Here is a 19,219-nt window from a genome sequence, read left to right as displayed (position 1 = left end):
CACCTCCGACGCCCGCCCGCTCAGCCGTCGACGGCCACGGTCGACTGTGCGCGGGGGAGGGTCGACTCCGGCGCCAGGTGGGTCAACGGATCGCCGCCGCGGCCCACCGAGCGAAGCCCGCCACGTTGCGCGGACAACGCCATCGGGACTCCTCCTCGGATTCCCGTCCCTTCCCGTCGAGGTCGTCCCACGTGTACTCCGAGCCCCCGGCCAGCGACGACAGCAGCGTCCCGAAGGACTCCAGTTGCTCGTCGACGTCACTCTCGTCGCACGGATGAGTCTCATGACCGCACGCGCGGCCGACGAGGGCCGGATCCGAAGCCGCGGCCAGCAGTGCCTCCACGGTCACGTCGGCGACTTGGGGATCGGCCTCCGACGCGGCGTGGCCGTGCATCAGCACGAGTCCGTATGTGAAGAACGCCGTGGCATCGGGGTCCTGCGGGACGGCGGCCCGTGCCACGCGGAGTTGCTCCACGCATTGCAGCAGGGACTCGTCGGGCTCACCGAGGAAGTACCCCTCCCTGATCGACTCCCAGTCATCGGCCCACTCTTCGGCATCCGCAATCATGATCAGGACGACGCCACCCCCGGGGCTCCGGTTCCCCGGCCGGCCCCATCTCGCCTGCCGTTCACTGAGGCGGACGGTCAGGACCTCCAGTCGCCCAGCCAGTCGGCGAGGTGCGAGGTGCGCCGTTCACGGGGTGGCGTGCGCTTTCTATCTCCAACCTCTGTTGTTCCTAGAATGGGTGGATGGAGGACATCGACGCGATCGCGGCACTGCAGGACCCGGTGCGCCGCCGCCTGTACGAGTACGTGGCGGCGCAGGGCCGCGAGGTCGGCCGCAACGAGGCCGCCGAAGCGGCCGGGGTGGCGCGCACGCTCGCCGCGCACCATCTGGACAGGCTGACCGAGGCCGGGCTGCTGGAGAGCGGAAGCCGCCGCCTTACGGGCCGTTCGGGGCCGGGGGCGGGCCGTCCCGCCAAGGTGTACACGCGGACGCGGACGGAGCGCGCGGTCTCGCTGCCCGCCCGCGACTACCGCACCGCCGCCGAGCTGCTCGCCGAGGCCGCCGAGCAGGCCGGCCTGGACGCCGGGCTCTGCGAAGCCGCACGCCGCCGGGGCGAATCACTGCGCGGCTCGACGGTGCCCTGCGGCGGCCTTGAGGAGGCCATGGAGACGCTGGCCGCCCGCGGCTACGAACCGCACCTGGAGGAAGCCGAGGACGCCGAGGGGGAGAACGGGGCGCCCGCGCGCGTCGTCCGGATGCGCAACTGCCCCTTCCACGCCGTCGCCGAACGCTTCCCGCCGCTCGTCTGCGGCATGAACCTCGCCTTGCTGGAAGGGCTGCTGGGCACGGACGGTCCCGTGCGTGCCCGCATGGACGCACGGCCGGGGGAGTGCTGCGTGGTGGTCGAGCCTTCTAAAAACAATTCTCATTGACATAGAAATGCGGGCCATGCTGGGATGAGGCCATGACCGCATCCGTGCCTGCCGCCGCCCACCTCGCCGAGCTCAACGTCGCCACACTTCGCCACCCCCTCGACGACCCGCGCATGGCGCCGTTCGTCGAGATGCTCGACCCCGTCAACGCCGCGGCCGACGGCACGCCCGGCTTCGTGTGGCGGCTCGCCGAGGAGGGCGCCGCCGACGCCACCGGCCTGCGCCCGGCGGGCGAGAACGTCATCGTCAACCTGTCGGTGTGGGAGTCGCAGGAGGCTCTGTGGGACTTCACCTACCGCAGCGGCCACCTGGAGGTGATGCGGCGGCGCCGCGAATGGTTCGAGCGGCACGTCGAGGCGTACATGGTGCTCTGGTGGGTTCCCGCCGGCCACCTTCCGACGGTCGACGAGGCCCTGGAGCGACTGGCCCACCTGCGGGCGAACGGGCCCTCCCCGCGCGCGTTCACCTTCGCCTCCTCCTACACCGCAGCCGAGGCCGCCCAGGGCGTGGGGGACGCGGCGGGGGTGTAGGGGGCTGCTGCTGACCGCGGGCGGCGAGGAGATGGACGCCGACTCGCACAGCTGGGTGCCCCTGGAAGACCGCGACCCGACCCTGCACGGCAAGGCCTCGATCAGGGGCGGCCGGTCCGTCGCCCGACCCACCCGGCTCCGCTTCGGCCGGGACCGGGACCTCCACGTCTTCACCTGCCCGTCCGATCCCGGCCACCCGCCCCGATGGGTGCTCTCCTAAGGCATCGCGCTTTTCGCGGTTCTGACGCGTCACACTGCTGAGGTGGACCCCGACCTCTATCCCGATGTGATCGCTGCGGGCAGCTTGGCCGCCGCGCTGTCCGTTCGCATCGGAGCCGAGCGTCGCCTCTTCAGTGTGTCCGGCTGGAGCCAAGGGGTGGAACTCATCACGGGAGCCACATCGGAACTCGCGGACGCCGTGCGGGCGGGAGTCGCCTGGGGGGCAAGGGAAGAACCGGGCAGTCGTCCTGGCGGTTGCCCACCTTCCGGTAGGTCTTGGTCCAGCCATCGCAGGAGCCGGTGACGCCCGCTGAGGGGAGGAACGACTTCGACGACTCGGGCCCCGTAAACGGATCCCGGCGTGCCACGGGCGAAGGCCTCGCCCGGGCCGCTCAATGATCACGACTCGGCTGCTACCCCGCCGGCGACCAAGGAGCGGAGCGCAAGTGCGCGACGCTGCGCCGGTCACGGCACTCCGGAGGTCCGTCGACCGCCTTGCCGACCGCGACCATGGAGACGATCACCCAGCCTGGGTTCGGGTCCAGCTCCTTGGTGAGCCCTTCCAGGTCGAAGGCCCGGAATTGGTGTGCGGCCAGTCCCATGGCCTGGGCCTGGACAGTCATGTGGGCGATGGCCTGGCCGAGGTCGTAGTCCGCGAACTCGGAGTAGAGCAGCTGCGTGTCATCGACGTGCCGACGCGTCAGCGTGACGACGAGCAGGCCCGCATCCGTCGCCCACCGGGCCGAGCTCGGCGCAAGGTGAGGGAGCACCCGGTCGTACTCCGGCTCACCGGGCCTGCCGATGAAGAAGCCCCACGGCTGGGAGTTCCCCGCCGACGGCGCCCACCGCGCCGCTTCCAGCAGCAGCCCGAGGGCGTGGTCGTCCACAACCGCCGACGGATCGAACCGGTAGGGGCTGAAGCGCCCGGCGAGCAGTGGGTGTATGCCGCGGGACGGCTCCTGAGGCTGGTGCATGTTCCGCTGCAACCGGCCACCGCCGGTGCGTATTCCGGCCGGTGCGAGCGCGGGCACCGCCACGCCGGACGACTCGATACGCGCCCCAGTGCCCCTTCGGCTGCTGGACGGACGCGGCGCGAGATGCCGCGCGTAGCCGCACCCCCGGATCCCCAGCGGACCCGCAGGGCGCCCGAGCCAGTTCGAAAGGCCGTAGAACGGGTATAGCGCTCTGTTCGGCATCCGCCGTGACGCCTGCTCGCCGACGGGCAGGCCCATACCCAGCAGCTTCGAGGCAGAACCCGATGTCCCAGTGCAAGATCCCCGACTACCGCACCGGTCATCGCGGCCGGCTGTGGACCCACGCGCTGCGCAGCGCGCAGAAGAGCGGGGCCGTCATCGTCACTGACGACACCGACGAACCGGTCACCTACGCCCACGAGCACACCGGCCCCGGCCGCTTCCGGCCATGGATCACCACCGCCGGCGTCCGCTACGACAGCCACGACGTCCATCCCGAATGGTGACCGGGTGCGGTAGGCCACCCGGCGAGTGTGCCGTTGACCGCGAGGCCGGTTCAGGCTTCGTCCGGCTCGGACGGGCCCGGGCACCTTCGGGCACCATGGAGCACCCGCATCACCGTGGAGTCACCCGGCTGTGGCCCGCGCCCTCGCGCCGTTGCCTCATCGTCAGCATGGACGCACCGGCGAAGACGACGAGAACACTGCCCGCGGTCAGGTCCAGGATCCAGTTGCCCTCCGCCACGGCGGTGTTCTGCAGGTCCAGCACGAAGGGGGAAGCGATCATCCAAGCCCCCAGCACGCCGACCACGATGTCGGAGCGGAGTCCGCTGCCCCGGTAGAGGCGCCGGCCCACCACGAACAGCAGGATCAAGCCGACGAGCGCCTCGTTCACCTGCGCGTCCTTGGGGCCGAGCTGGGAGACGAACGGGCCGACCGTGAGAGCCACGGCCGCGAGGAGCATCGGCAGGGTCAGCAGTTCGTCGTGCAGCGCATGACGGAAACGCTCTGCCGTTTCCTGATCCCTGGTGACGTGGTGGTGACTGTAACTGCTCATGGCGACCTCCTTCGGGAACCCGCAGGTGCCCGCCCTGGCGACATTCACGCCCGATAAGGGCGCACGTGCGGGCAGCGGTGATGCGCCGGTGGGTGGCGGGCCGCACGTGCGGGCGGCGGCGGCGCGCCGGTGTACGACGGGCAAGCGGGATGGCCGGGCCGGCCCCGGCCCCGGCCCCGACCCGACCACCGCCGCCATGCACCAGCCGGGTGCCGACGTATCGCCCATGCCGCGCCCTCGCTGTCTTCGGGGCGTACTGACGACGTCGCGGTCGGTGACCAGGGCGCGCGCCGGCCTTGTTTCCACGGGTCACGGGGACGTCGCCGGCGCCGTGGCCGTGGCTGTGCCTGCGGCCGATGTCAGCCCCAGTTCCTCGGCGAGCCGGCGCCGGTGCGCCGCCGGCGGGCCGAACAGCTGAGCCGAGCCGTGCGCCCGCTTGAAGTAGCGGTGGGCATCGTGCTCCCAGGTGATGCCGATGCCGCCGTGCAGCTGGATCATCTCGCCCGCCACCGCCGCGAACGCCTCCGAGCAGGCGGACTTCGCGGCGGCCGCGCGTCGCGACAGCTCCGGGGCGCCGGCGTCCGCCGCGAACGCCGCGCCCAGCGCGGCCGACCGCGCCGACTCCACCCGTACGTACGCGTCCGCCAGCCGGTGCCTGACCGCCTGGAAGGAACCTATCGGCCGGCCGAACTGGATACGCTCCTTGGCGTAGGCGACCGTGAGCTCCAGGCAGCGCTGGGCCGCGCCGACCTGCTCCGCGGCGAGCGCCGTGCAGGCCAGGTCCCGTACGTGCCGCAGGACCCGGACGCCGTCGCCGTCCGCGCCGATGAGCCGGCCCTCAGCCCCGTCGAGCACGAGGCGCGCCTGCGCCCGGGTCCGGTCCATGGGCACGGTCGCGACGCGGCGTACCCCCGCGCCGTCGACGGGCACCTGGAAGAGGGAGATCCCGCCCTCCGTCCCGCCCTCCGTGCGGGCCGCCACGAGCAGCACATCCGCCTCGGCGCCGTGCAGTACGAACTCCTTCGTCCCGGTGAGCCGCCAGCCGCCCCCCGGGCCACGGGCCGCGTCGGTCCGGATGGCCGCAGGCTCCCAGGAACCGCGCTCGGCCCACGCCAGCGCCCCCACCGTCCGGCCCTCGGCGAGGCCCGGCAGCAGGTGCGCGCGGGCCCTCGCGTCACCGGAGGCGAGCAGGGCCCGCACCGCGAGCACCGCCGAGCCGAGATAAGGGACGGGGCTCAGGTGCCGACCCAACTCCTCCATGACGACGTGGACTTCGCGGGCGCCCCGGCCCGCACCGCCGTACTCCTCGGGGACGGCGAGCCCGGCGACGCCGATCTGCCCGGTCAACGGCCGCCAGGCCGCGGCGCCCTCGTGCCGTGCCAGGGACGCCCGCACTGCGGACCGCAGCTCCTTCTCTTCTTCGGTGGGCCTCACCGGTCGTTTCCCTTCTTCCGGGCGCCGAAGATGACTGACCTCAGCGGCGCCAGCGGTGCGTACAGCGTCGGCGAGGCGGGAACGGCGATCCGCCGGTTCAGGTGGCGAGCACGCGCGCGCGGCAGGCGCCCGGCGTGCCCCAGGCGGACCGCAGCGCGCGGGCCTTGCGGATCCACAGGGACAGGTCGAGTTCGTCGGTGTAGCCGAGCGCACCGTGGATCTGCAGCGCGGTACGGGCGGCGGCGCAGGCCGCCTCGCACGCCGCGACCTTCGCCGCCGCGACGTCGCGCCCGGCGGCCGCGTCCTCCCCGGCCAGCGCCACGGCCGCGCCGTGGAGCAGCGGCTGGGCGAACTCCAGCGCGAGGAGTACGTCGGCCAGCCGGTGCTTCACCGCCTGGAACGAGCCGATGGCCACCCCGAACTGGGTGCGCTGCCGGGCGTACGCGACGGTCCGTACGAGCAGGGCGCGGCCCAGCCCGAGGGCCTGGGCCGCCGTCGCCAGTGCCGCGACGTCCGCGGCGTGCGCGGCCGCGGCGGCCACCTCCGGACCGCGCGCCAGGACGGTTCCGCCCAGCGGGCGGGCCAGCAGGCGGGCCGGGTCGGCTGACGGCTGGACGGGCCCCGTCGCCTCCGCCAGGCGTACGGCATCGCCGTCCACGACGAAGACCGCGTCGGCGGCATGGGCGTCCAGGGCGTACGGGCTGTCGTCGGAGAGCAGGCACAGCGAGGCGACCGTCTTGCCGGCCGCGATGCCCGGCAGCCACGCGGTGGCCGCCGTTGCGTCTCCCGACCGGTCGAGCAGTGCCGCCGCGGCCACCGTCTCCACCAGCGGGCCCGGCACCGCGTGACGTCCCAACTCGGTGAAGGCGACGGCGAGTTCGACGGCGAGTTCGACGGGGAGCGGGCCGAGACCGTCGTGCCGCTCGGGCACGGCGAGGGCGAACACGCCGGCCTCGGCGAGCTTCGCCCACAGCTCGCGGCCGGGCGAGGGGTCTCCCGCGGCCCAGGCCCGTACGACGGCGGGGGTGCCGGCCGCGCCGAGCATGCCGTCCAGGGAGCGGGCGAACGCCTGCTGCTCGGCGTCGAGGAGAAACCGCATCACCGGCGTCCCTTCGGCAGGCCGAGCAGCCGCTCGGCGATGATGTCGCGCTGGATCTCGTTGGTGCCGGCGTAGATCGGCCCTGCGAGGGCGAAGGTGTACCCCTCGGCCCAGCTGCCGTGCGCGGGCGCCTCGCCGGCGGTGTCGGCCAGTTCACCGTACGGGCCCAGCAGGTCCAGCGCGGTCTCGTGGAGGGCGAGGTCCAGCTCGGACCAGAAGACCTTGTTGAGACTCGACTCGGCACCGATCGGATCGCCGATACCGGCCGTCTTTACGGCACCGACCGCCTCCCCGGCCCCGACCCGTGAGGCTCCGCTCGCCTCCCCGGCGGCGATCCGCGAGGCACCCGCGAACGCGAAGAGCCGGTACGCGCGGGCGCCGATGACGGCGTCCGCGACCCGGTCGCGCAGGGCCGTGTCGGCCGGGTCCGCGGTCGCGCGCCACAGCGCCGCCAGGCGGTCGGCCGCCGCGGTGAACCGCCCGGGGCTGCGCAGAGTCAGCCCGCGCTCGTTGCCCGCGGTGCTCATCGCGACGCGCCAGCCCTGACCCGGCTCGCCGATCACGTCCCGGTCCGGGACGAAGACGTCGTCGAGGAAGAGTTCGGCGAAGGCGGGCTTGCCGTCGAGCCGGCCGATGGGCCGTACCGTCACCCCGTCCGCGTCCAGCGGGAACATGAGGTACGTCAGTCCGCGGTGGGTCCGGTCGGCGCCCGGGTCGCTGCGGAAGAGGCCGAACGCGCGGTCGGCGAAGGCCGCCCGGGACGACCAGGTCTTCTGGCCGTTCAGCCGCCAGCCGCCGTCGGTCCGTTCGGCCGTGGAGCGCAGGCTCGCGAGGTCGGAGCCGGACTCCGGCTCGGACCAGGCCTGGGCCCAGATCACCTCGCCGCTCGCCATCGGCGGCAGGATCCGGGCCAGCTGCTCGGGCGTGCCGTGCTCCAGGAGCGTGGGTGCGAGGAGGCTGATGCCGTTCTGGCCGACCCGACCGGGTGCACCCGCGGCGTAGTACTCCTCCTCGAAGATGAGCCACTGGAGGATGGAGGCGCCCCGGCCGCCGTACTCCTCGGGCCAGGAGACCGCCGACCAGCGATCCGCGGCCAGGGTGCGCTCCCATGCGCGGTGGGCGGCGAACCCCTCGGCGGTCTCCAGGGAGGGCAGGGGCGCGGCCGGGACGTGGGTGGCGAGCCAGGCGCGGGCCTCGGCGCGGAACGCCTCCTCCTCGGCGGTGAAGTCGAGATCCATCAGGCCGAGGCCTCCTTCATCGCGCGGACGTCCATGCCGCCGAGCGCGTCACGGCCGGTCTCGGCGTTGTGCGCGTGCGCCAGGTGGTGCAGCCCGAAGACCGCGTCCATTCCGGCGTGCATGCCCTGGAGGTCCTCGGCCTGGTTGACGGCCCGTTTGGTCAGCGCCAGGCCCAGGCGCGGCATGCCGGCGATCCGGTTCGCCAACTCCATGGTCAGGGCCGCCAGTTCGGCGCGCGGTACAACCCGGTTGACCATCCCGACCTCATACGCGCGCCGGGCGCTCATCCGGTCACCGGTGAAGAGGAACTCCTTGGCGATCCGCGGCGGCATCACCCACGGGTGGGCGAAGTACTCCACCCCCGGTATGCCCATGCGTACCACCGGATCGGCGAAGAACGCGTCCTCGGAGGCGATGATCAGGTCGCAGACCCAGGCCAGCATCAGGCCGCCCGCGACGCACGCGCCCTGCACCGACGCGATCACCGGCTTGGGCAGTTCGCGCCAGCGCCGGCACATGCCGAGATAGACCTCCGACTCGCGGGCATAGCGGCTCTCCGCGCCCCGCTTGTCCGAGTGATCCCACCACAGGCCCGCCTTCCGGTCGAACGGGAGATGGGCGTCCCGCTCGGGGGTGCCGATGTCATGGCCGGCCGAGAAGTGCTCTCCCGCTCCCGCGAGGACCACGACCTTCACCGCGTCGTCGTCGGCGGCGCGGTAGAAGGCCCGGTCCAGGGCGTAGGTCATCGCGGAGTTCTGGGCGTTGCGGTATTCGGGTCGGTCCAGGGTGATCAGGGCGACGGCTTCACGGCGCTCGTACCGGACAGGCTCGGCGGACCCGGCATGCTCGGCCGCCCCGGCAGGCTCGGCGGACCCAGCGGACCCAGCGGATCGGCCAGACCCGCCAGACCCCGCGGACGCACCAGGCCCCGCTGACTCGGTGTGGACAGCGGACATTCGTCCTCCTTCCCTAACAAGTGTTTGGTAGGTTAACGTACGGGCCGTCGGCCGTCGAGAAGCCCAGTCCGCCCTCCCTCCGAGAGCCGTCCGGAGCCGCCATGCGCAGCGTCGAGGAGTTCCGTACCGAGGTCCGCGACTGGCTGCGGGCCAACCTCACGGGGCAGTTCGCGCCCCTGCGCGGCCGCGGCGGACCCGGCAGGGAACACGAGGCATTCGCCGAACGCCTCGCCTGGGAGCGGCACATGGCCGCCGCCGGCTGGACCTGCGTCGGCTGGCCGAAGGAGTACGGCGGCCGCGGCGCCACCCTCGAACAGCAGGTCGCCTTCCACGAGGAGTACGCACTCGCCGACGCCCCCGCCCGCGTCAACCACATCGGGGAGCAGCTGCTCGGCCCCACCCTCATCGCCTTCGGCACGCCCGGTCAGCGCGAGCGCTTCCTCCCCCGGATCGCCGCCGTCGAGGAGCTCTGGTGCCAGGGATACAGCGAGCCGGACGCCGGGTCCGATTTGGCAGGCGTACGGACGCGGGCCGAACGCGACGGCGAGGAGTGGACGGTCACCGGCCAGAAGACCTGGACGTCACTCGCGCACGAGTCCGACTGGTGCTTCGTCCTCGCCCGCACCGAGCCAGGTTCCACCCGCCACCGAGGACTGTCCTATCTGCTGGTCCCGCTGGACCAGCCCGGCGTCGAGGTCCGCCCGATCAAGCAGCTGACCGGCACCCACGAGTTCAACGAGCTCTTCTTCGACGGCGCCCGCACCCCGGCGGCGAACATCGTCGGAGCGCCGGGCGAGGGCTGGAAGGTCGCCATGGCCACCCTCGGCTTCGAGCGCGGCGTCTCGACGCTCGGCCAGCAGGTCGGCTTCCGCCGCGAGCTGGAGGCCGTCATCGAACGGGCCAGGCGCAACGGCGCGGCCGAGGACCCGCTGATCCGCGACCGGATCGCCCGCGCCTGGATCGGCCTCGAGATCATCCGCGTCAACGCGCTGCGGACGCTCGACGGCGTCGCGGCCGGCGCACCGGGCCCCGAGACATCCATCGGCAAGATCTTCTGGGCCACCTGGCACCGCGAGCTCGGCGAACTCGCCATGGACGTCTGCGGCGCCGACGGCATGCTCGCGGCCGGCGAGCCCTACGACCTCGACGACTTCCAGCGGCTGTTCCTCTTCTCCCGCTCCGACACCATCTACGCCGGATCGAACGAGATCCAGCGCGACATCATCGCCGAGCACGTGCTCGGCCTGCCCAAGGAGCCCCGCCCATGACCCCGGCCCCACCGCCCATGACCCCGGCCCCGCCGCCGTACGAGCCCGGTCACCGCCTGCTCGCCGGCCGGACCGCCGTCGTCACCGCCGCGGCCGGCGCCGGGATCGGCGGCGCGACCGCGAGGCGGCTCCTGGAGGAGGGCGCGAGTGTCGTCGTCTCCGATGCGCACGCCCGCAGACTGAAGGAGTCCGAGGCGCGGCTCGCCGCCGAGTTCGGGGCGGACCGCGTGACCGCGCTGCCCTGCGACGTCACCGACGACGCCCAGGTCGGTGCGCTCTTCGACGCGGCCCAGGAACGGCACGGGCGCCTCGACATCGTGGTCAACAACGCCGGGCTCGGCGGCACGGCCTCTCTTGTCGACATGCCCGATGAACAGTGGGACAAGGTCCTCGACGTCACCCTGAACGGCACCTTCCGCTGCACCCGCGCCGCTCTGCGCCGCATGAAGGCCGCGGGCGCCGGAGGCGTCATCGTGAACAACGCCTCGGTGATCGGCTGGCGGGCGCAGCGCGGCCAGGCGCACTACGCCGCCGCCAAGGCCGGGGTCATGGCGCTCACCCGCTGCGCCGCGCTGGAGGCAGCCGACTACGGCGTACGCGTCAACGCCGTCGCGCCCAGCCTCGCCATGCACCCGCACCTGGTGAAGGTCACCACGCCCGAACTGCTGGCGGAGCTGACCTCCCGCGAGGCGTTCGGCCGCTACGCCGAGCCGTGGGAGGTGGCCAACGTCATCGTCTTCCTGGCCAGCGGCTACGCCTCGTACCTCACCGGAGAGGTCCTGTCCGTCAGCAGCCAGCACCCGTGAGACGAGAATGGTGACGTGCCGACGAACAGCAGCAGGAAGACCCCGGCGACCGCCTCGCCCGAGCGGCGTGAGGAGCTCCTCGCCACCGCGGCCGAGGTGTTCGCCGCCCAGGGCTACAACGCCACCACCGTCCGCGAGATCGCGGACGCGGCGGGGATGCTCGCGGGCAGCCTCTACTACCACTTCGATTCCAAGGAATCGATGCTCGACGAGATCCTCTCCGCTTTCCTGACCGAGCTGTGGGAGGGGTACGACGCCGTCCTCGCCGCCGGGCTCGGGCCCAGGGCGACCATCGAGGCCCTGGTCACCGAGTCCTTCCGGGAGATCGACCGGCACCGCGCCGCCGTCGCCATCTACCAGAAGGAGTCCCGACACCTCACCGGGCAGCACCGCTTCGGCTACCTCGCCGACTCGCGGCAGAAGTTCGAGAAGGCGTGGCTCGGCACGCTGGAGCGGGGCGTCGAGGCCGGGGTGTTCCGGGCCGACCTCGATGTCCGGCTCACCTACCGGTTCGTGCGCGACACCGTCTGGGTCGCCGCGTCCTGGTACCGGGCGGGCGGACAGCACAGCCCGGAGGAGATCGCCCGCCAGTACCTCTCGATGGTCCTGGACGGAATCGCCGTACGCACCTGACACCCTAGAAGAGCTCTGGAAAAGGGAGCAGCCATGTCCGAGGCCTACATCGTCGAAGCGGTACGTACCCCCGTCGGCCGGCGGAACGGAGGGCTGTCCGCCGTCCACCCGGCCGACCTCGGCGCACACGTCCTGAACGCCCTCGTCGCCCGCTCCGGTATCGACCCGGCGGCCGTCGACGACGTGGTCCTCGGCTGCCTGGACACGGTCGGCCCGCAGGCCGGCGACATCGCCCGTACGGCCTGGCTCGCCGCCGGGCTCCCCGAAGCGGTCCCCGGCGTCACCGTGGACCGCCAGTGCGGCTCCTCCCAGCAGGCCGTCCACTTCGCCGCCCAAGGCGTGCTCTCCGGCACCCAGGACCTGGTCGTCGCGGGCGGCGTCCAGAACATGTCGATGATCCCGATCGCCTTCGCGAGCCGCCAGGCCGCCGAGCCGCTCGGCCTGACCGACGGCCCGTACGCCGGCTCCCAAGGCTGGCGCGCCCGCTACGGCGACGCACCGGTCAACCAGTTCCACGGCGCCGAGCTGATCGCGCGGAAATGGGACGTCTCCCGGCGCGACATGGAGGAGTTCGCGCTCCGCTCGCACCAGCGGGCGCTCCGCGCCATCGACGAGGGCCGCTTCGACCGGGAGACCGTCCCCTACGGCGACGTGACCGTCGACGAGGGCCCGCGCCGCGACACCACCCTGGAGAAGATGGCGGCCCTGAACCCGCTGGTCGAGGGCGGCCTACTGACCGCCGCCGTTTCCTCGCAGGTCTCCGACGGGGCCGCCGCGATGCTGCTCGCGAGCGAGCGCGCGGTACGGGAGCACGGGCTCACCCCGCGCGCCCGCGTCCACCACCTCTCGGTACGCGGCGAGGACCCGATCCGGATGCTGTCCGCGCCGATCCCGGCCACCGCGCACGCCCTGAAGAAGACGGGCCTGACCATCGACGACATCGACCTGGTCGAGATCAACGAGGCCTTCGCCCCGGTCGTCCTCGCCTGGCTGAAGGAGACCGGAGCCGACCCGGACCGCGTGAACGTCAACGGCGGCGCCATCGCCCTCGGCCACCCGCTCGGCGCCACCGGCGTCAAGCTGATGACGACCCTCCTGCACGAGCTGGAGCGCACCGGCGGCCGGTACGGCCTCCAGACCATGTGCGAGGGCGGCGGCCAGGCGAACGTGACGATCATCGAGCGCCTCTGACGCTCCCACCCTCGTACCCGCGCACCGGACGGGGCCTCAGCCCGTGAGGGGGAGGGCGCGGAGGGTGGCGTGGGCTTCGGCCATCACGCGGTCGACGAGCTCGGCGCAGGACGGCAGGTCGTCGATCAGCCCCGCGACCTGACCGGCGGCCATCACACCGAGATCGGTACGGCCCTCGACCATCGAGGCCTTCAGCAACAGGGGAGTGTTGGCGGCAAGGAGCACCTGACTCCAGGTCAGTTCCCTGCCGTGTTTCATCGCCAGACCGTCCCGGACCATCTGCGCCCAGCTCAGGCCGCTCTCGCGACGGAAGACCGCGGCGTGCCGGACCGCCCGCAGCAGCGCGGCGGCGCGGCCCGAGCGCTCCAGCGAGTCGACCAGCTCCGTGCGGAGCATCCGGTGCGGCAGGCCGTCCACCTTGGTGGTGACGGTGACGTCCTTGACGGTCGCGGACAGGTACGCGGCTTTCACCGCGTCCGGGACGGTGCTGTCGGAGGTGAGCAGAAAACGGGTGCCCATGGCGATTCCGGCGGCTCCGTAGGCGAGCGCGGCGACCAGCCCGCGCCCGTCGTGGAAGCCGCCCGCCGCGATGACCGGGATGTCGACGGCGTCCACGACCTGGGGCAGCAGAACGGTCGTGGCGATGTCGCCGGTGTGCCCGCCGCCCTCGCCGCCCTGCACCAGCACCGCGTCGGCGCCCCACGCGGCGACCTTCTCGGCGTGCCGCCTGGCGCCGACGGACGGGATGACGACGACCCCGGCGTCCTTCAGCCGGGCGATCAGGTCCCGGGACGGCGCGAGCGCGAACGAGGCGACCCTCACGCCCTCGTCGACGATGACGCGTACGCGCTCGGCCGCGTCCCCCGCGTCCGCCCGCAGATTGACCCCGAACGGCGCGTCCGTACGGGACTTGACCTCGCGCACGGCGGAGCGGAGCTGGTCGACCGTCATGGTGGCGGAGGCGAGGATCCCGAGGGCGCCCGCCTGGGCGGTGGCCGACACGAGACGGGGGCCGGCCACCCATCCCATGCCCGTCTGCACGAGGGGGTGCCGGACGCCGGCCAGTTCGGTGAGCGCGGTGCGCAGGGTGATCTCGCTCATGCGGTCGGCACCTCCCGCTCGCGCAGCCCCTTCGGGTCGACGACATCCCTGATCAGCCGCAGCTCCTCGGCGGTGGGCTCGCGGGTGTACGGGACGTCGTCCGGGACGGTGAGCGTGAAGCCGGTGGACCGGGCGACCTGCTCGACCGTGACGCCGGGGTGAAGCGAGCGCAGCCGCATCGTCCGGTCCGGGGTCTCGAAGTCGAACACGCCCAGATCGCTGACGACCTCCGGGATGCGGTGGTAGCGGGTCGCGGAGGGACCGGCCGCGGCGGCGCGGTCGTAGCCGACCCCGCACACCATGTCGACCCGCTCGACGAAGATCCGGGGCAGGTGCCGGGGGATCCAGTAACTGGTCGGGTTGTTGAGGGTGTTCACGGGCGCGCCGCGCACGCCCAGCAACTGCCGCTCGGGCCGCTCCCAGGGGCCGATGCACGAGATGTTCTGGTTGCCGTACCGGTCGATCTGGCTCGCGCCCATCATCACGTGGCGCCGACCGGTCGCGACCAGGGCCAGGTGCTGCCGGTACGGCAGCCAGCCCTCCACCACCCCCGCCGGGGCCCCGACCGCCGGCACGTCGCCGATGAGCAGCGCTTCGCCGTCCGTCAGCAGCAGGTCGGGGGAGAAGGTGAGCTTCGCCAGCCGGGCGCCGATCGTCGGGACGGTGCCCATCGGGCTCGCCAGCACCTCGCCCGCGCCCCGCCAGGCCTCGGCGCACGCCACCACGCAGTACTCGGCCCGCGTCACCGCCGGCGTACCGCTGCTCATGCCTCCTCCCCGTGGAACGCCGCCACCGCGGCCTGGTACGCGTCCTCGTCACCCGACAGGAACCGCTCGGCGAAGACCCGCCAGGTCTCCGGGGTACGTGCCGCCCAGGCGTAGGCGCGCTGGAACGCCTCGTCGCGGTCGTGGTCGGGGACGCAGGAGGTGAAGTGCGCTCCGTTCGGGGCCTCGACGACACCGCTGACGAAGGCGCGCTTGAGCAGCACGGACTGCGGTCCCGCCTCCTTGAGCAGGTCCGCGGTGTCCACCACGCGTTCGCAGGAGACGTACGCCTCGTCGGCGGCCCCGCAGAACAGGTCGTCGAAGTACGGGTCGGGTCCCAGGTACTGACCGTTGCCCTGCGCGTCGGCCCGATTGACGTGGACCAGCGCGGCGTCCAGCCGCAGGGCGGGCACCGCGACGAGCTCCTCGCCGTCCCCGTACGGGGAGGTCACCGTGCGCAGCGACGGGTTGACGCTCATCACGTCCGAGGCGAGACCGGCCCGGACGGGCATGAACGGCAACCGGTGCACGGCGGCGGTCAGACCCCACATGATCATGGCCTCGTCCAGCTCCGCCATCTCGAACGCGGCGCTCTGCCGGGCCGCCCCGAAGTGCGGCTCCAGAGGGACGGAGTCGAGGGTGGCGAACGCCGCGACCAGCGTGCGGATCCGTCCCGCGGCGGCGAGCAGCCCGACGTCCGGCCCGCCGTACGAGACCACGGTCAGGTCGGTGACATCCGAGCGCAGCAGCGCGCGCACCAGCGCCATAGGCTTGCGCCGCGAGCCCCAGCCGCCGATGCCGATCGTCATCCCGCTCCGGAGCCGGCCGACGACCTCCTCGGCCGTCATCGTCTTGTCGCTCACCGTCGGCCCTCCTTGGAGTCCACGAACGCCTCGCGGTGTTCGTCGGCGACGCCGCTGAGGTTGGCCTCGAAGGTGAAGCCCTGTTCGAAGCGGTAGCTGCGGCGGACGTCCACCGGGTCGATGCCGTTGATCGCGGCCTTCGCGAGGCGGATCAGGCTCCCGTCCTTGGCGGCGATCTCCCGCGCCAGTTCCAGCGCGGCGTCGTGCAGCCGCTCGCGCGGGACGACCCGCCACACCGAGCCGTGCCGCCGCAGCTCCTCGGCGGTGACGGTGCGCGAGGTGTAGTACAGCGTCCGCATCAGATGCTGGGGGACCAGCCGGGCGAGGTGGGTCGCCGCGCCGAGCGCGCCCCGGTCCAGCTCGGGCAGTCCGAAGGTCGCGTCGTCGGCGGCGACGATGGCGTCGGCGTTGCCGACCAGTCCGATGCCGCCGCCGAGGCAGAACCCGTGCACGGCGGCGACCACCGGGACCTCGCAGTCGTAGACCGCGGCGAACGCCTCGTAGCAGCCCCGGTTGGCGCCGATCAGGGCGCCGTGCCCGGGCGTGCGCCGTATCTCCTTGATGTCCACGCCGGCGTTGAAGCCGCGGCCCGCGGCGGTGAGCACCACACAGCGCACCGTCGGGTCGGCGCCCGCGGCGCGCACCGCGGCGGCGAGGTCGTACCAGCCCCGCACGGGAAGGGCGTTGACCGGGGGGAAGTCGACGGTGACGACGGCGATGCCCTCGTGCGGGGCCGAGGTGGAGACACCCATGAGCAGATCAGCTACCTTTCCACCAAACGTTTGTTAGGCGGAAGATAGCAGCGGTCCCCGCGCCGCGGGAGGTGCGCATTGGCAGCGATCATCGATCTCTCGGGTTCCGTCGCCGTCGTCACCGGCGGAACCCGGGGCATCGGCGCGGGCATCGCCCGCGCCCTGCTCCACGCCGGTGCGCAGGTCGTCACCTGCGCCCGACACGCTCCGGACCAGCCCGTCGAGGCGGCGGGGCGCACCGCCCGCTTCCTCCCCGTCGACCTCCGTGACCCGGAAGCGACCGGGGAGTTCTTCGCCCGCGTACGTGACGAGTACGGGCGGCTGGACACCCTGGTCAACAACGCCGGCGGAACCCCGTTCCGGATGCTCGACGAGGGCGGGGCGGAACGGCACGCCCGGGTGGTCGAGTTGAACCTGCTCGCGCCGCTGAACGCCTCGGTCGCCGCCTACGACGTGATGCGCCGGCAGGCCGGCGGCGGATCGATCCTGATGATCGGCAGCGTCAGCGGGACCCGCCCCTCCCCGGGCACCGCGGCGTACGGAGCGGCCAAGGCGGGACTGGAGAATCTCGCGCGCACCATGGCCGTGGAATGGGCGCCCCGGATCCGCGTCAACACGCTCGTCCTCGGCATGGTCCGCACCGAACTGGCCGCCCTGCACTACGGCGACGAGGACGGCATCGCCGCCGTCGGCCGCACCGTACCGCTCGGCCGGCTCGCCGACCCCGCCGACATCGGCGACGCCTGCGTCTTCCTCGCCTCCGACCGGGCCGCCTACATCAGCGGCGCCGCCCTGCACATCCACGGCGGCGGGGAACGCCCCGTGTTCCTCGACGCCGCCACCGTCGACGACCGCCCCTCCGGCCGCCTCCCACAAGGGACTTCGCCCCAGCGAAAGGACACGCCATGACCACCGGAATCTGCGCCGGCCGCGTCGCCGTCGTCACCGGAGCGGGCCGCGGCCTCGGCCGCGCGCACGCCCTCGCCTTCGCCGCCGAGGGCGCGCGCGTCGTCGTCAACGACCTCGGCGTCGGCCTCGACGGCACCGGCCGGGCCGACAGGCCCGCCCAGCGGGTCGCCGCGGAGATCCGCGCGCTCGGCGGACAGGCGGTCGCCCACGACGGGGACATCGCCACCGCCGACGGCGCCGCCTCGCTCATCACCACCGCCCTGGACGCGTTCGGCCGCCTCGACACCCTCGTCGGCAACGCCGGATTCCTCCGCGACCGCATGCTCGTCAATCTCGACGAGGACGACTGGGACGCCGTCGTGCGCGTCCACCTCAAGGGCCACTTCCTGCCGCTCAAGTACGCCGCCGCGCACTGGCGCGCCGAGGCGAGGGCCGGCCGCATGCCCGAGGCCCGCGTCATCCACACCAGTTCGGGAGCCGGCCTGCTCGGCAGCGTCGGCCAGGGCAACTACGCCGCCGCCAAGGCCGGGATCGTCGGCCTGACGCTGGTCGCCTCGGCGGAGTTGGCGCGCTACGGCGTCCAGGTCAACGCCATCGCCCCGGCCGCCCGCACCCGGATGACCGAACGGACCTTCGCCGGCACCATGGCGGCCCCCGAAGGCGACGCGTTCGACGCCATGGCTCCGGAGAACGTCTCGCCGCTCGTCGTCTGGCTGGGCTCGGCCGCCTGCGCCGGGGTGACGGGCCGGGTCTTCGAGGCCGAGGCCGGCCGGATCACCGTCATGGAGGGCTGGCGACCCGGCCCCACCGCCGACAAGGGCGCCCGCTGGACACCGGCGGAGGCGGGCGAGACCACCCTGAAGCTCCTGGCCGCGGCCGAGACCCCACAGCCGGTGTACGGGGCGCGGTAGCGCATCGGGGCGCGGCCGGCTGCCGCGCACGTACCGGCGTGCGCCCTGTACTGGGGTGTTGAGGTTCCGTCATGCGGCTACCCGGCGCGTACCGCCGTGACGGTGAAGCGTTCGACGGCGGCGACGTGCCCGCCCGTGGAGGCGACGATCGTGAGCACCGGGTCGGTGGCCCCGGAGAAGGAAATTTTCGCGCTCCAGGGCTGGTCCTCGCCGCCCGCGGAGATGCAGCAGGGGGAGGTGCCCAGCGGCGCCTCGGAGGACGGCTGGCGCACCTCCACACGGACGCTCTCGTCCACCCCGGTGATCCTCCCGCCGACCGTCAGGGGCGAGCGCACGCGCGACCCGTACGCGGGCGTGGTCAGGGAGAACGTCGTGTCGTCGGTGCCGACGACCTCCCACGGGGCATCCGGGCCGGTCCCGAACCGCACGAGGTGGATCACCGCCGCGGTGCCGCCCTCGGGTCCCGTCGGTGCGACGCCGATACGAGCGTGCCGGCCGCTGACCTTGCGCAGGGAGACCCGGTCGATCTCCTTGAAGCCCAGATAGCCACGGGTGAAGGCCAGCGCGGTCTGCTCGGGGTCACGGTGCCAGGGCTGGTGGCCGCTCTCGCGGTAGGCGCGCTCCCACTCCTGCGCCTGCGCGAGCGTCGCGAACGGCCATACCGGCTGAAGGCCCCAGGAACCCAGAGGCGGCGTGCCCTCGGAGGTCGGCGTCGGCGTGGGTGTGGGCGAGGTCGGGACCTCGGTCGCCGACGACGTGGCCGCCGAGGGTGTCGAGGGCGTGGGCGACGTGCGCGAAGGCGAGGGCGTGCCGGGCGCGGCGGGCGTCGATCCCGATGCGCTCGGGGAGCCGCCGGTGCCACCGCACGCGGTGAGCGACAGGGCCAGCGCCGCTGCCGCGGCGAAGAGTCGAAACGGGAGCGAGATCTTCATACGTGCCCCAGGAGAGGTGGAACCGACCGTCGACCGGCTTGTCCGGCTATCGTGCCATCGGTCCCGCTCCCTTCACAGGGCGTGTGCCTTCTCGAGCGACGACGAGCAGGGCCCGCGTACGTGGCCGACCGCCGATGACCGCC

At 73.0% G+C, this 19,219-nt stretch carries 21 protein-coding genes and 1 pseudogene; 10 read left to right on the top strand and 12 right to left on the bottom strand.

The window, feature by feature from the left end; translation table 11 throughout:
- Positions 1–82: 82 nt before the first annotated feature.
- Positions 83–568, bottom strand: a complete 486-nt coding sequence (locus tag ACIRB4_RS29245) for a hypothetical protein (RefSeq protein WP_403295342.1) — start codon at positions 566–568, stop codon at positions 83–85.
- 182 nt (positions 569–750) lie between these two features.
- On the opposite strand from ACIRB4_RS29245, the gene ACIRB4_RS29240 reads away from it, so the two are divergent.
- The 3 genes from ACIRB4_RS29240 to ACIRB4_RS29230 are packed head-to-tail and all read left to right on the top strand — an operon-like array spanning position 751 to position 2,190.
- Complete coding sequence (locus tag ACIRB4_RS29240; RefSeq protein WP_403295340.1) at positions 751–1,440, top strand: helix-turn-helix transcriptional regulator; 690 nt, start codon at positions 751–753, stop codon at positions 1,438–1,440.
- A 32-nt stretch (positions 1,441–1,472) separates the two neighbouring features.
- The gene (locus ACIRB4_RS29235; protein WP_403295338.1) at positions 1,473–1,970 is read left to right on the top strand and encodes a DUF3291 domain-containing protein; all 498 of its coding nucleotides are present in this window, start codon (positions 1,473–1,475) and stop codon (positions 1,968–1,970) included.
- Between the two features lie 31 nt (positions 1,971–2,001).
- A complete protein-coding gene (locus ACIRB4_RS29230; protein WP_403295336.1) occupies positions 2,002–2,190 on the top strand; it encodes a hypothetical protein in 189 nt (62 codons plus the stop codon).
- Between the two features lie 412 nt (positions 2,191–2,602).
- On the opposite strand, the gene ACIRB4_RS29225 is transcribed toward ACIRB4_RS29230, so the two are convergent.
- Positions 2,603–3,163, bottom strand: coding sequence for a nitroreductase family protein (locus tag ACIRB4_RS29225; RefSeq protein WP_403295334.1), 561 nt, complete (start codon positions 3,161–3,163; stop codon positions 2,603–2,605).
- A 284-nt stretch (positions 3,164–3,447) separates the two neighbouring features.
- Here ACIRB4_RS29225 and ACIRB4_RS29220 point away from each other — a divergent pair, with 284 nt between their 5' ends.
- Positions 3,448–3,669, top strand: a complete 222-nt coding sequence (locus tag ACIRB4_RS29220) for a hypothetical protein (RefSeq protein ID WP_403295333.1) — start codon at positions 3,448–3,450, stop codon at positions 3,667–3,669.
- 109 nt (positions 3,670–3,778) lie between these two features.
- Here ACIRB4_RS29220 and ACIRB4_RS29215 read toward each other — a convergent pair whose 3' ends face one another.
- The 5 genes and pseudogenes from ACIRB4_RS29215 to ACIRB4_RS29195 form a co-directional block, all read right to left on the bottom strand.
- Positions 3,779–4,219, bottom strand: a complete 441-nt coding sequence (locus tag ACIRB4_RS29215) for a hypothetical protein (protein WP_403295331.1) — start codon at positions 4,217–4,219, stop codon at positions 3,779–3,781.
- A gap of 309 nt (positions 4,220–4,528) precedes the next feature.
- Complete coding sequence (locus tag ACIRB4_RS29210; protein WP_403295330.1) at positions 4,529–5,653, bottom strand: acyl-CoA dehydrogenase family protein; 1,125 nt, start codon at positions 5,651–5,653, stop codon at positions 4,529–4,531.
- Positions 5,654–5,750: 97 nt separating this feature from the next.
- Positions 5,751–6,752 (bottom strand): acyl-CoA dehydrogenase family protein, encoded by a 1,002-nt coding sequence (locus ACIRB4_RS29205; RefSeq protein WP_403295328.1) that lies wholly within the window; start codon positions 6,750–6,752, stop codon positions 5,751–5,753.
- Positions 6,752–7,990: an acyl-CoA dehydrogenase family protein gene (locus ACIRB4_RS29200; RefSeq protein ID WP_403295326.1), complete on the bottom strand. Its 1,239-nt coding sequence runs from the start codon at positions 7,988–7,990 to the stop codon at positions 6,752–6,754. Before ACIRB4_RS29200 ends, ACIRB4_RS29205 begins: the two co-directional genes overlap by 1 nt.
- Positions 7,990–8,823, bottom strand: a pseudogene (locus tag ACIRB4_RS29195) (enoyl-CoA hydratase); the annotation flags it as partial. The pseudogene ACIRB4_RS29195 and the gene ACIRB4_RS29200, both read right to left, overlap by 1 nt.
- A 224-nt stretch (positions 8,824–9,047) precedes the next feature.
- On the opposite strand from ACIRB4_RS29195, the gene ACIRB4_RS29190 reads away from it, so the two are divergent.
- Genes ACIRB4_RS29190 through ACIRB4_RS29175 form a run of 4 tightly spaced genes read left to right on the top strand, consistent with a single transcriptional unit; the run spans position 9,048 to position 12,844 of the window.
- On the top strand, positions 9,048–10,214 hold the full coding sequence (locus ACIRB4_RS29190) for an acyl-CoA dehydrogenase family protein (RefSeq protein ID WP_403295324.1): 1,167 nt from the start codon (positions 9,048–9,050) through the stop codon (positions 10,212–10,214).
- Positions 10,211–11,020 carry an SDR family oxidoreductase gene (locus ACIRB4_RS29185; RefSeq protein WP_403295323.1) on the top strand — a complete coding sequence of 270 codons (810 nt, stop codon included), beginning with the start codon at positions 10,211–10,213 and terminating at the stop codon, positions 11,018–11,020. Before ACIRB4_RS29190 ends, ACIRB4_RS29185 begins: the two co-directional genes overlap by 4 nt.
- A 15-nt stretch (positions 11,021–11,035) precedes the next feature.
- Positions 11,036–11,653 carry a TetR/AcrR family transcriptional regulator gene (locus ACIRB4_RS29180; protein ID WP_403295322.1) on the top strand — a complete coding sequence of 206 codons (618 nt, stop codon included), beginning with the start codon at positions 11,036–11,038 and terminating at the stop codon, positions 11,651–11,653.
- A 33-nt stretch (positions 11,654–11,686) separates the two neighbouring features.
- On the top strand, positions 11,687–12,844 hold the full coding sequence (locus ACIRB4_RS29175; protein WP_403295320.1) for an acetyl-CoA C-acetyltransferase: 1,158 nt from the start codon (positions 11,687–11,689) through the stop codon (positions 12,842–12,844).
- A gap of 36 nt (positions 12,845–12,880) precedes the next feature.
- Here ACIRB4_RS29175 and ACIRB4_RS29170 read toward each other — a convergent pair whose 3' ends face one another.
- The 4 genes from ACIRB4_RS29170 to ACIRB4_RS29155 are packed head-to-tail and all read right to left on the bottom strand — an operon-like array spanning position 12,881 to position 16,324.
- Positions 12,881–13,930, bottom strand: coding sequence for an NAD(P)H-dependent flavin oxidoreductase (locus ACIRB4_RS29170; protein ID WP_403295367.1), 1,050 nt, complete (start codon positions 13,928–13,930; stop codon positions 12,881–12,883).
- Between the two features lie 11 nt (positions 13,931–13,941).
- Positions 13,942–14,712 carry a CoA-transferase subunit beta gene (locus tag ACIRB4_RS29165; protein WP_403295318.1) on the bottom strand — a complete coding sequence of 257 codons (771 nt, stop codon included), beginning with the start codon at positions 14,710–14,712 and terminating at the stop codon, positions 13,942–13,944.
- Entirely contained in the window at positions 14,709–15,572 is an 864-nt protein-coding gene (locus ACIRB4_RS29160) for a CoA transferase subunit A (protein ID WP_403295316.1), read from the bottom strand. The genes ACIRB4_RS29165 and ACIRB4_RS29160 overlap by 4 nt, the downstream gene beginning before the upstream one ends.
- Positions 15,569–16,324 (bottom strand): enoyl-CoA hydratase family protein, encoded by a 756-nt coding sequence (locus ACIRB4_RS29155; protein WP_403295314.1) that lies wholly within the window; start codon positions 16,322–16,324, stop codon positions 15,569–15,571. The genes ACIRB4_RS29160 and ACIRB4_RS29155 overlap by 4 nt, the downstream gene beginning before the upstream one ends.
- Before the next feature lie 78 nt (positions 16,325–16,402).
- On the opposite strand from ACIRB4_RS29155, the gene ACIRB4_RS29150 reads away from it, so the two are divergent.
- On the top strand, positions 16,403–17,233 hold the full coding sequence (locus ACIRB4_RS29150) for an SDR family oxidoreductase (protein ID WP_403295312.1): 831 nt from the start codon (positions 16,403–16,405) through the stop codon (positions 17,231–17,233).
- Positions 17,230–18,144, top strand: a complete 915-nt coding sequence (locus tag ACIRB4_RS29145) for an SDR family oxidoreductase (RefSeq protein WP_403295310.1) — start codon at positions 17,230–17,232, stop codon at positions 18,142–18,144. Before ACIRB4_RS29150 ends, ACIRB4_RS29145 begins: the two co-directional genes overlap by 4 nt.
- Before the next feature lie 77 nt (positions 18,145–18,221).
- Here ACIRB4_RS29145 and ACIRB4_RS29140 read toward each other — a convergent pair whose 3' ends face one another.
- A complete protein-coding gene (locus tag ACIRB4_RS29140; RefSeq protein WP_403295308.1) occupies positions 18,222–19,076 on the bottom strand; it encodes a hypothetical protein in 855 nt (284 codons plus the stop codon).
- Between the last annotated feature and the right edge of the window lie 143 nt (positions 19,077–19,219).

Origin of the sequence: Streptomyces sp. NPDC093600, assembly GCF_044764755.1 — a bacterium.
Classification (GTDB): domain Bacteria; phylum Actinomycetota; class Actinomycetes; order Streptomycetales; family Streptomycetaceae; genus Streptomyces.
The sequence above is the reverse complement of the archived record's forward strand: the minus strand, read 5'-3'. Positions and strand labels throughout refer to the sequence as shown.

Coding starts and splice junctions, on each gene's coding strand:
- ACIRB4_RS29215 (WP_403295331.1), bottom strand. CDS start 4,219: ATGAGCAGTTACAGTCACCACCACGTCACCAGGGATCAGGAAACGGCA.
- ACIRB4_RS29185 (WP_403295323.1), top strand. CDS start 10,211: ATGACCCCGGCCCCACCGCCCATGACCCCGGCCCCGCCGCCGTACGAG.
- ACIRB4_RS29245 (WP_403295342.1), bottom strand. CDS start 568: ATGATTGCGGATGCCGAAGAGTGGGCCGATGACTGGGAGTCGATCAGG.
- ACIRB4_RS29140 (WP_403295308.1), bottom strand. CDS start 19,076: ATGAAGATCTCGCTCCCGTTTCGACTCTTCGCCGCGGCAGCGGCGCTG.
- ACIRB4_RS29230 (WP_403295336.1), top strand. CDS start 2,002: ATGGACGCCGACTCGCACAGCTGGGTGCCCCTGGAAGACCGCGACCCG.
- ACIRB4_RS29235 (WP_403295338.1), top strand. CDS start 1,473: ATGACCGCATCCGTGCCTGCCGCCGCCCACCTCGCCGAGCTCAACGTC.
- ACIRB4_RS29200 (WP_403295326.1), bottom strand. CDS start 7,990: ATGGATCTCGACTTCACCGCCGAGGAGGAGGCGTTCCGCGCCGAGGCC.
- ACIRB4_RS29240 (WP_403295340.1), top strand. CDS start 751: ATGGAGGACATCGACGCGATCGCGGCACTGCAGGACCCGGTGCGCCGC.
- ACIRB4_RS29220 (WP_403295333.1), top strand. CDS start 3,448: ATGTCCCAGTGCAAGATCCCCGACTACCGCACCGGTCATCGCGGCCGG.
- ACIRB4_RS29175 (WP_403295320.1), top strand. CDS start 11,687: ATGTCCGAGGCCTACATCGTCGAAGCGGTACGTACCCCCGTCGGCCGG.
- ACIRB4_RS29165 (WP_403295318.1), bottom strand. CDS start 14,712: ATGAGCAGCGGTACGCCGGCGGTGACGCGGGCCGAGTACTGCGTGGTG.
- ACIRB4_RS29145 (WP_403295310.1), top strand. CDS start 17,230: ATGACCACCGGAATCTGCGCCGGCCGCGTCGCCGTCGTCACCGGAGCG.
- ACIRB4_RS29190 (WP_403295324.1), top strand. CDS start 9,048: ATGCGCAGCGTCGAGGAGTTCCGTACCGAGGTCCGCGACTGGCTGCGG.
- ACIRB4_RS29225 (WP_403295334.1), bottom strand. CDS start 3,163: ATGCACCAGCCTCAGGAGCCGTCCCGCGGCATACACCCACTGCTCGCC.
- ACIRB4_RS29205 (WP_403295328.1), bottom strand. CDS start 6,752: ATGCGGTTTCTCCTCGACGCCGAGCAGCAGGCGTTCGCCCGCTCCCTG.
- ACIRB4_RS29155 (WP_403295314.1), bottom strand. CDS start 16,324: ATGGGTGTCTCCACCTCGGCCCCGCACGAGGGCATCGCCGTCGTCACC.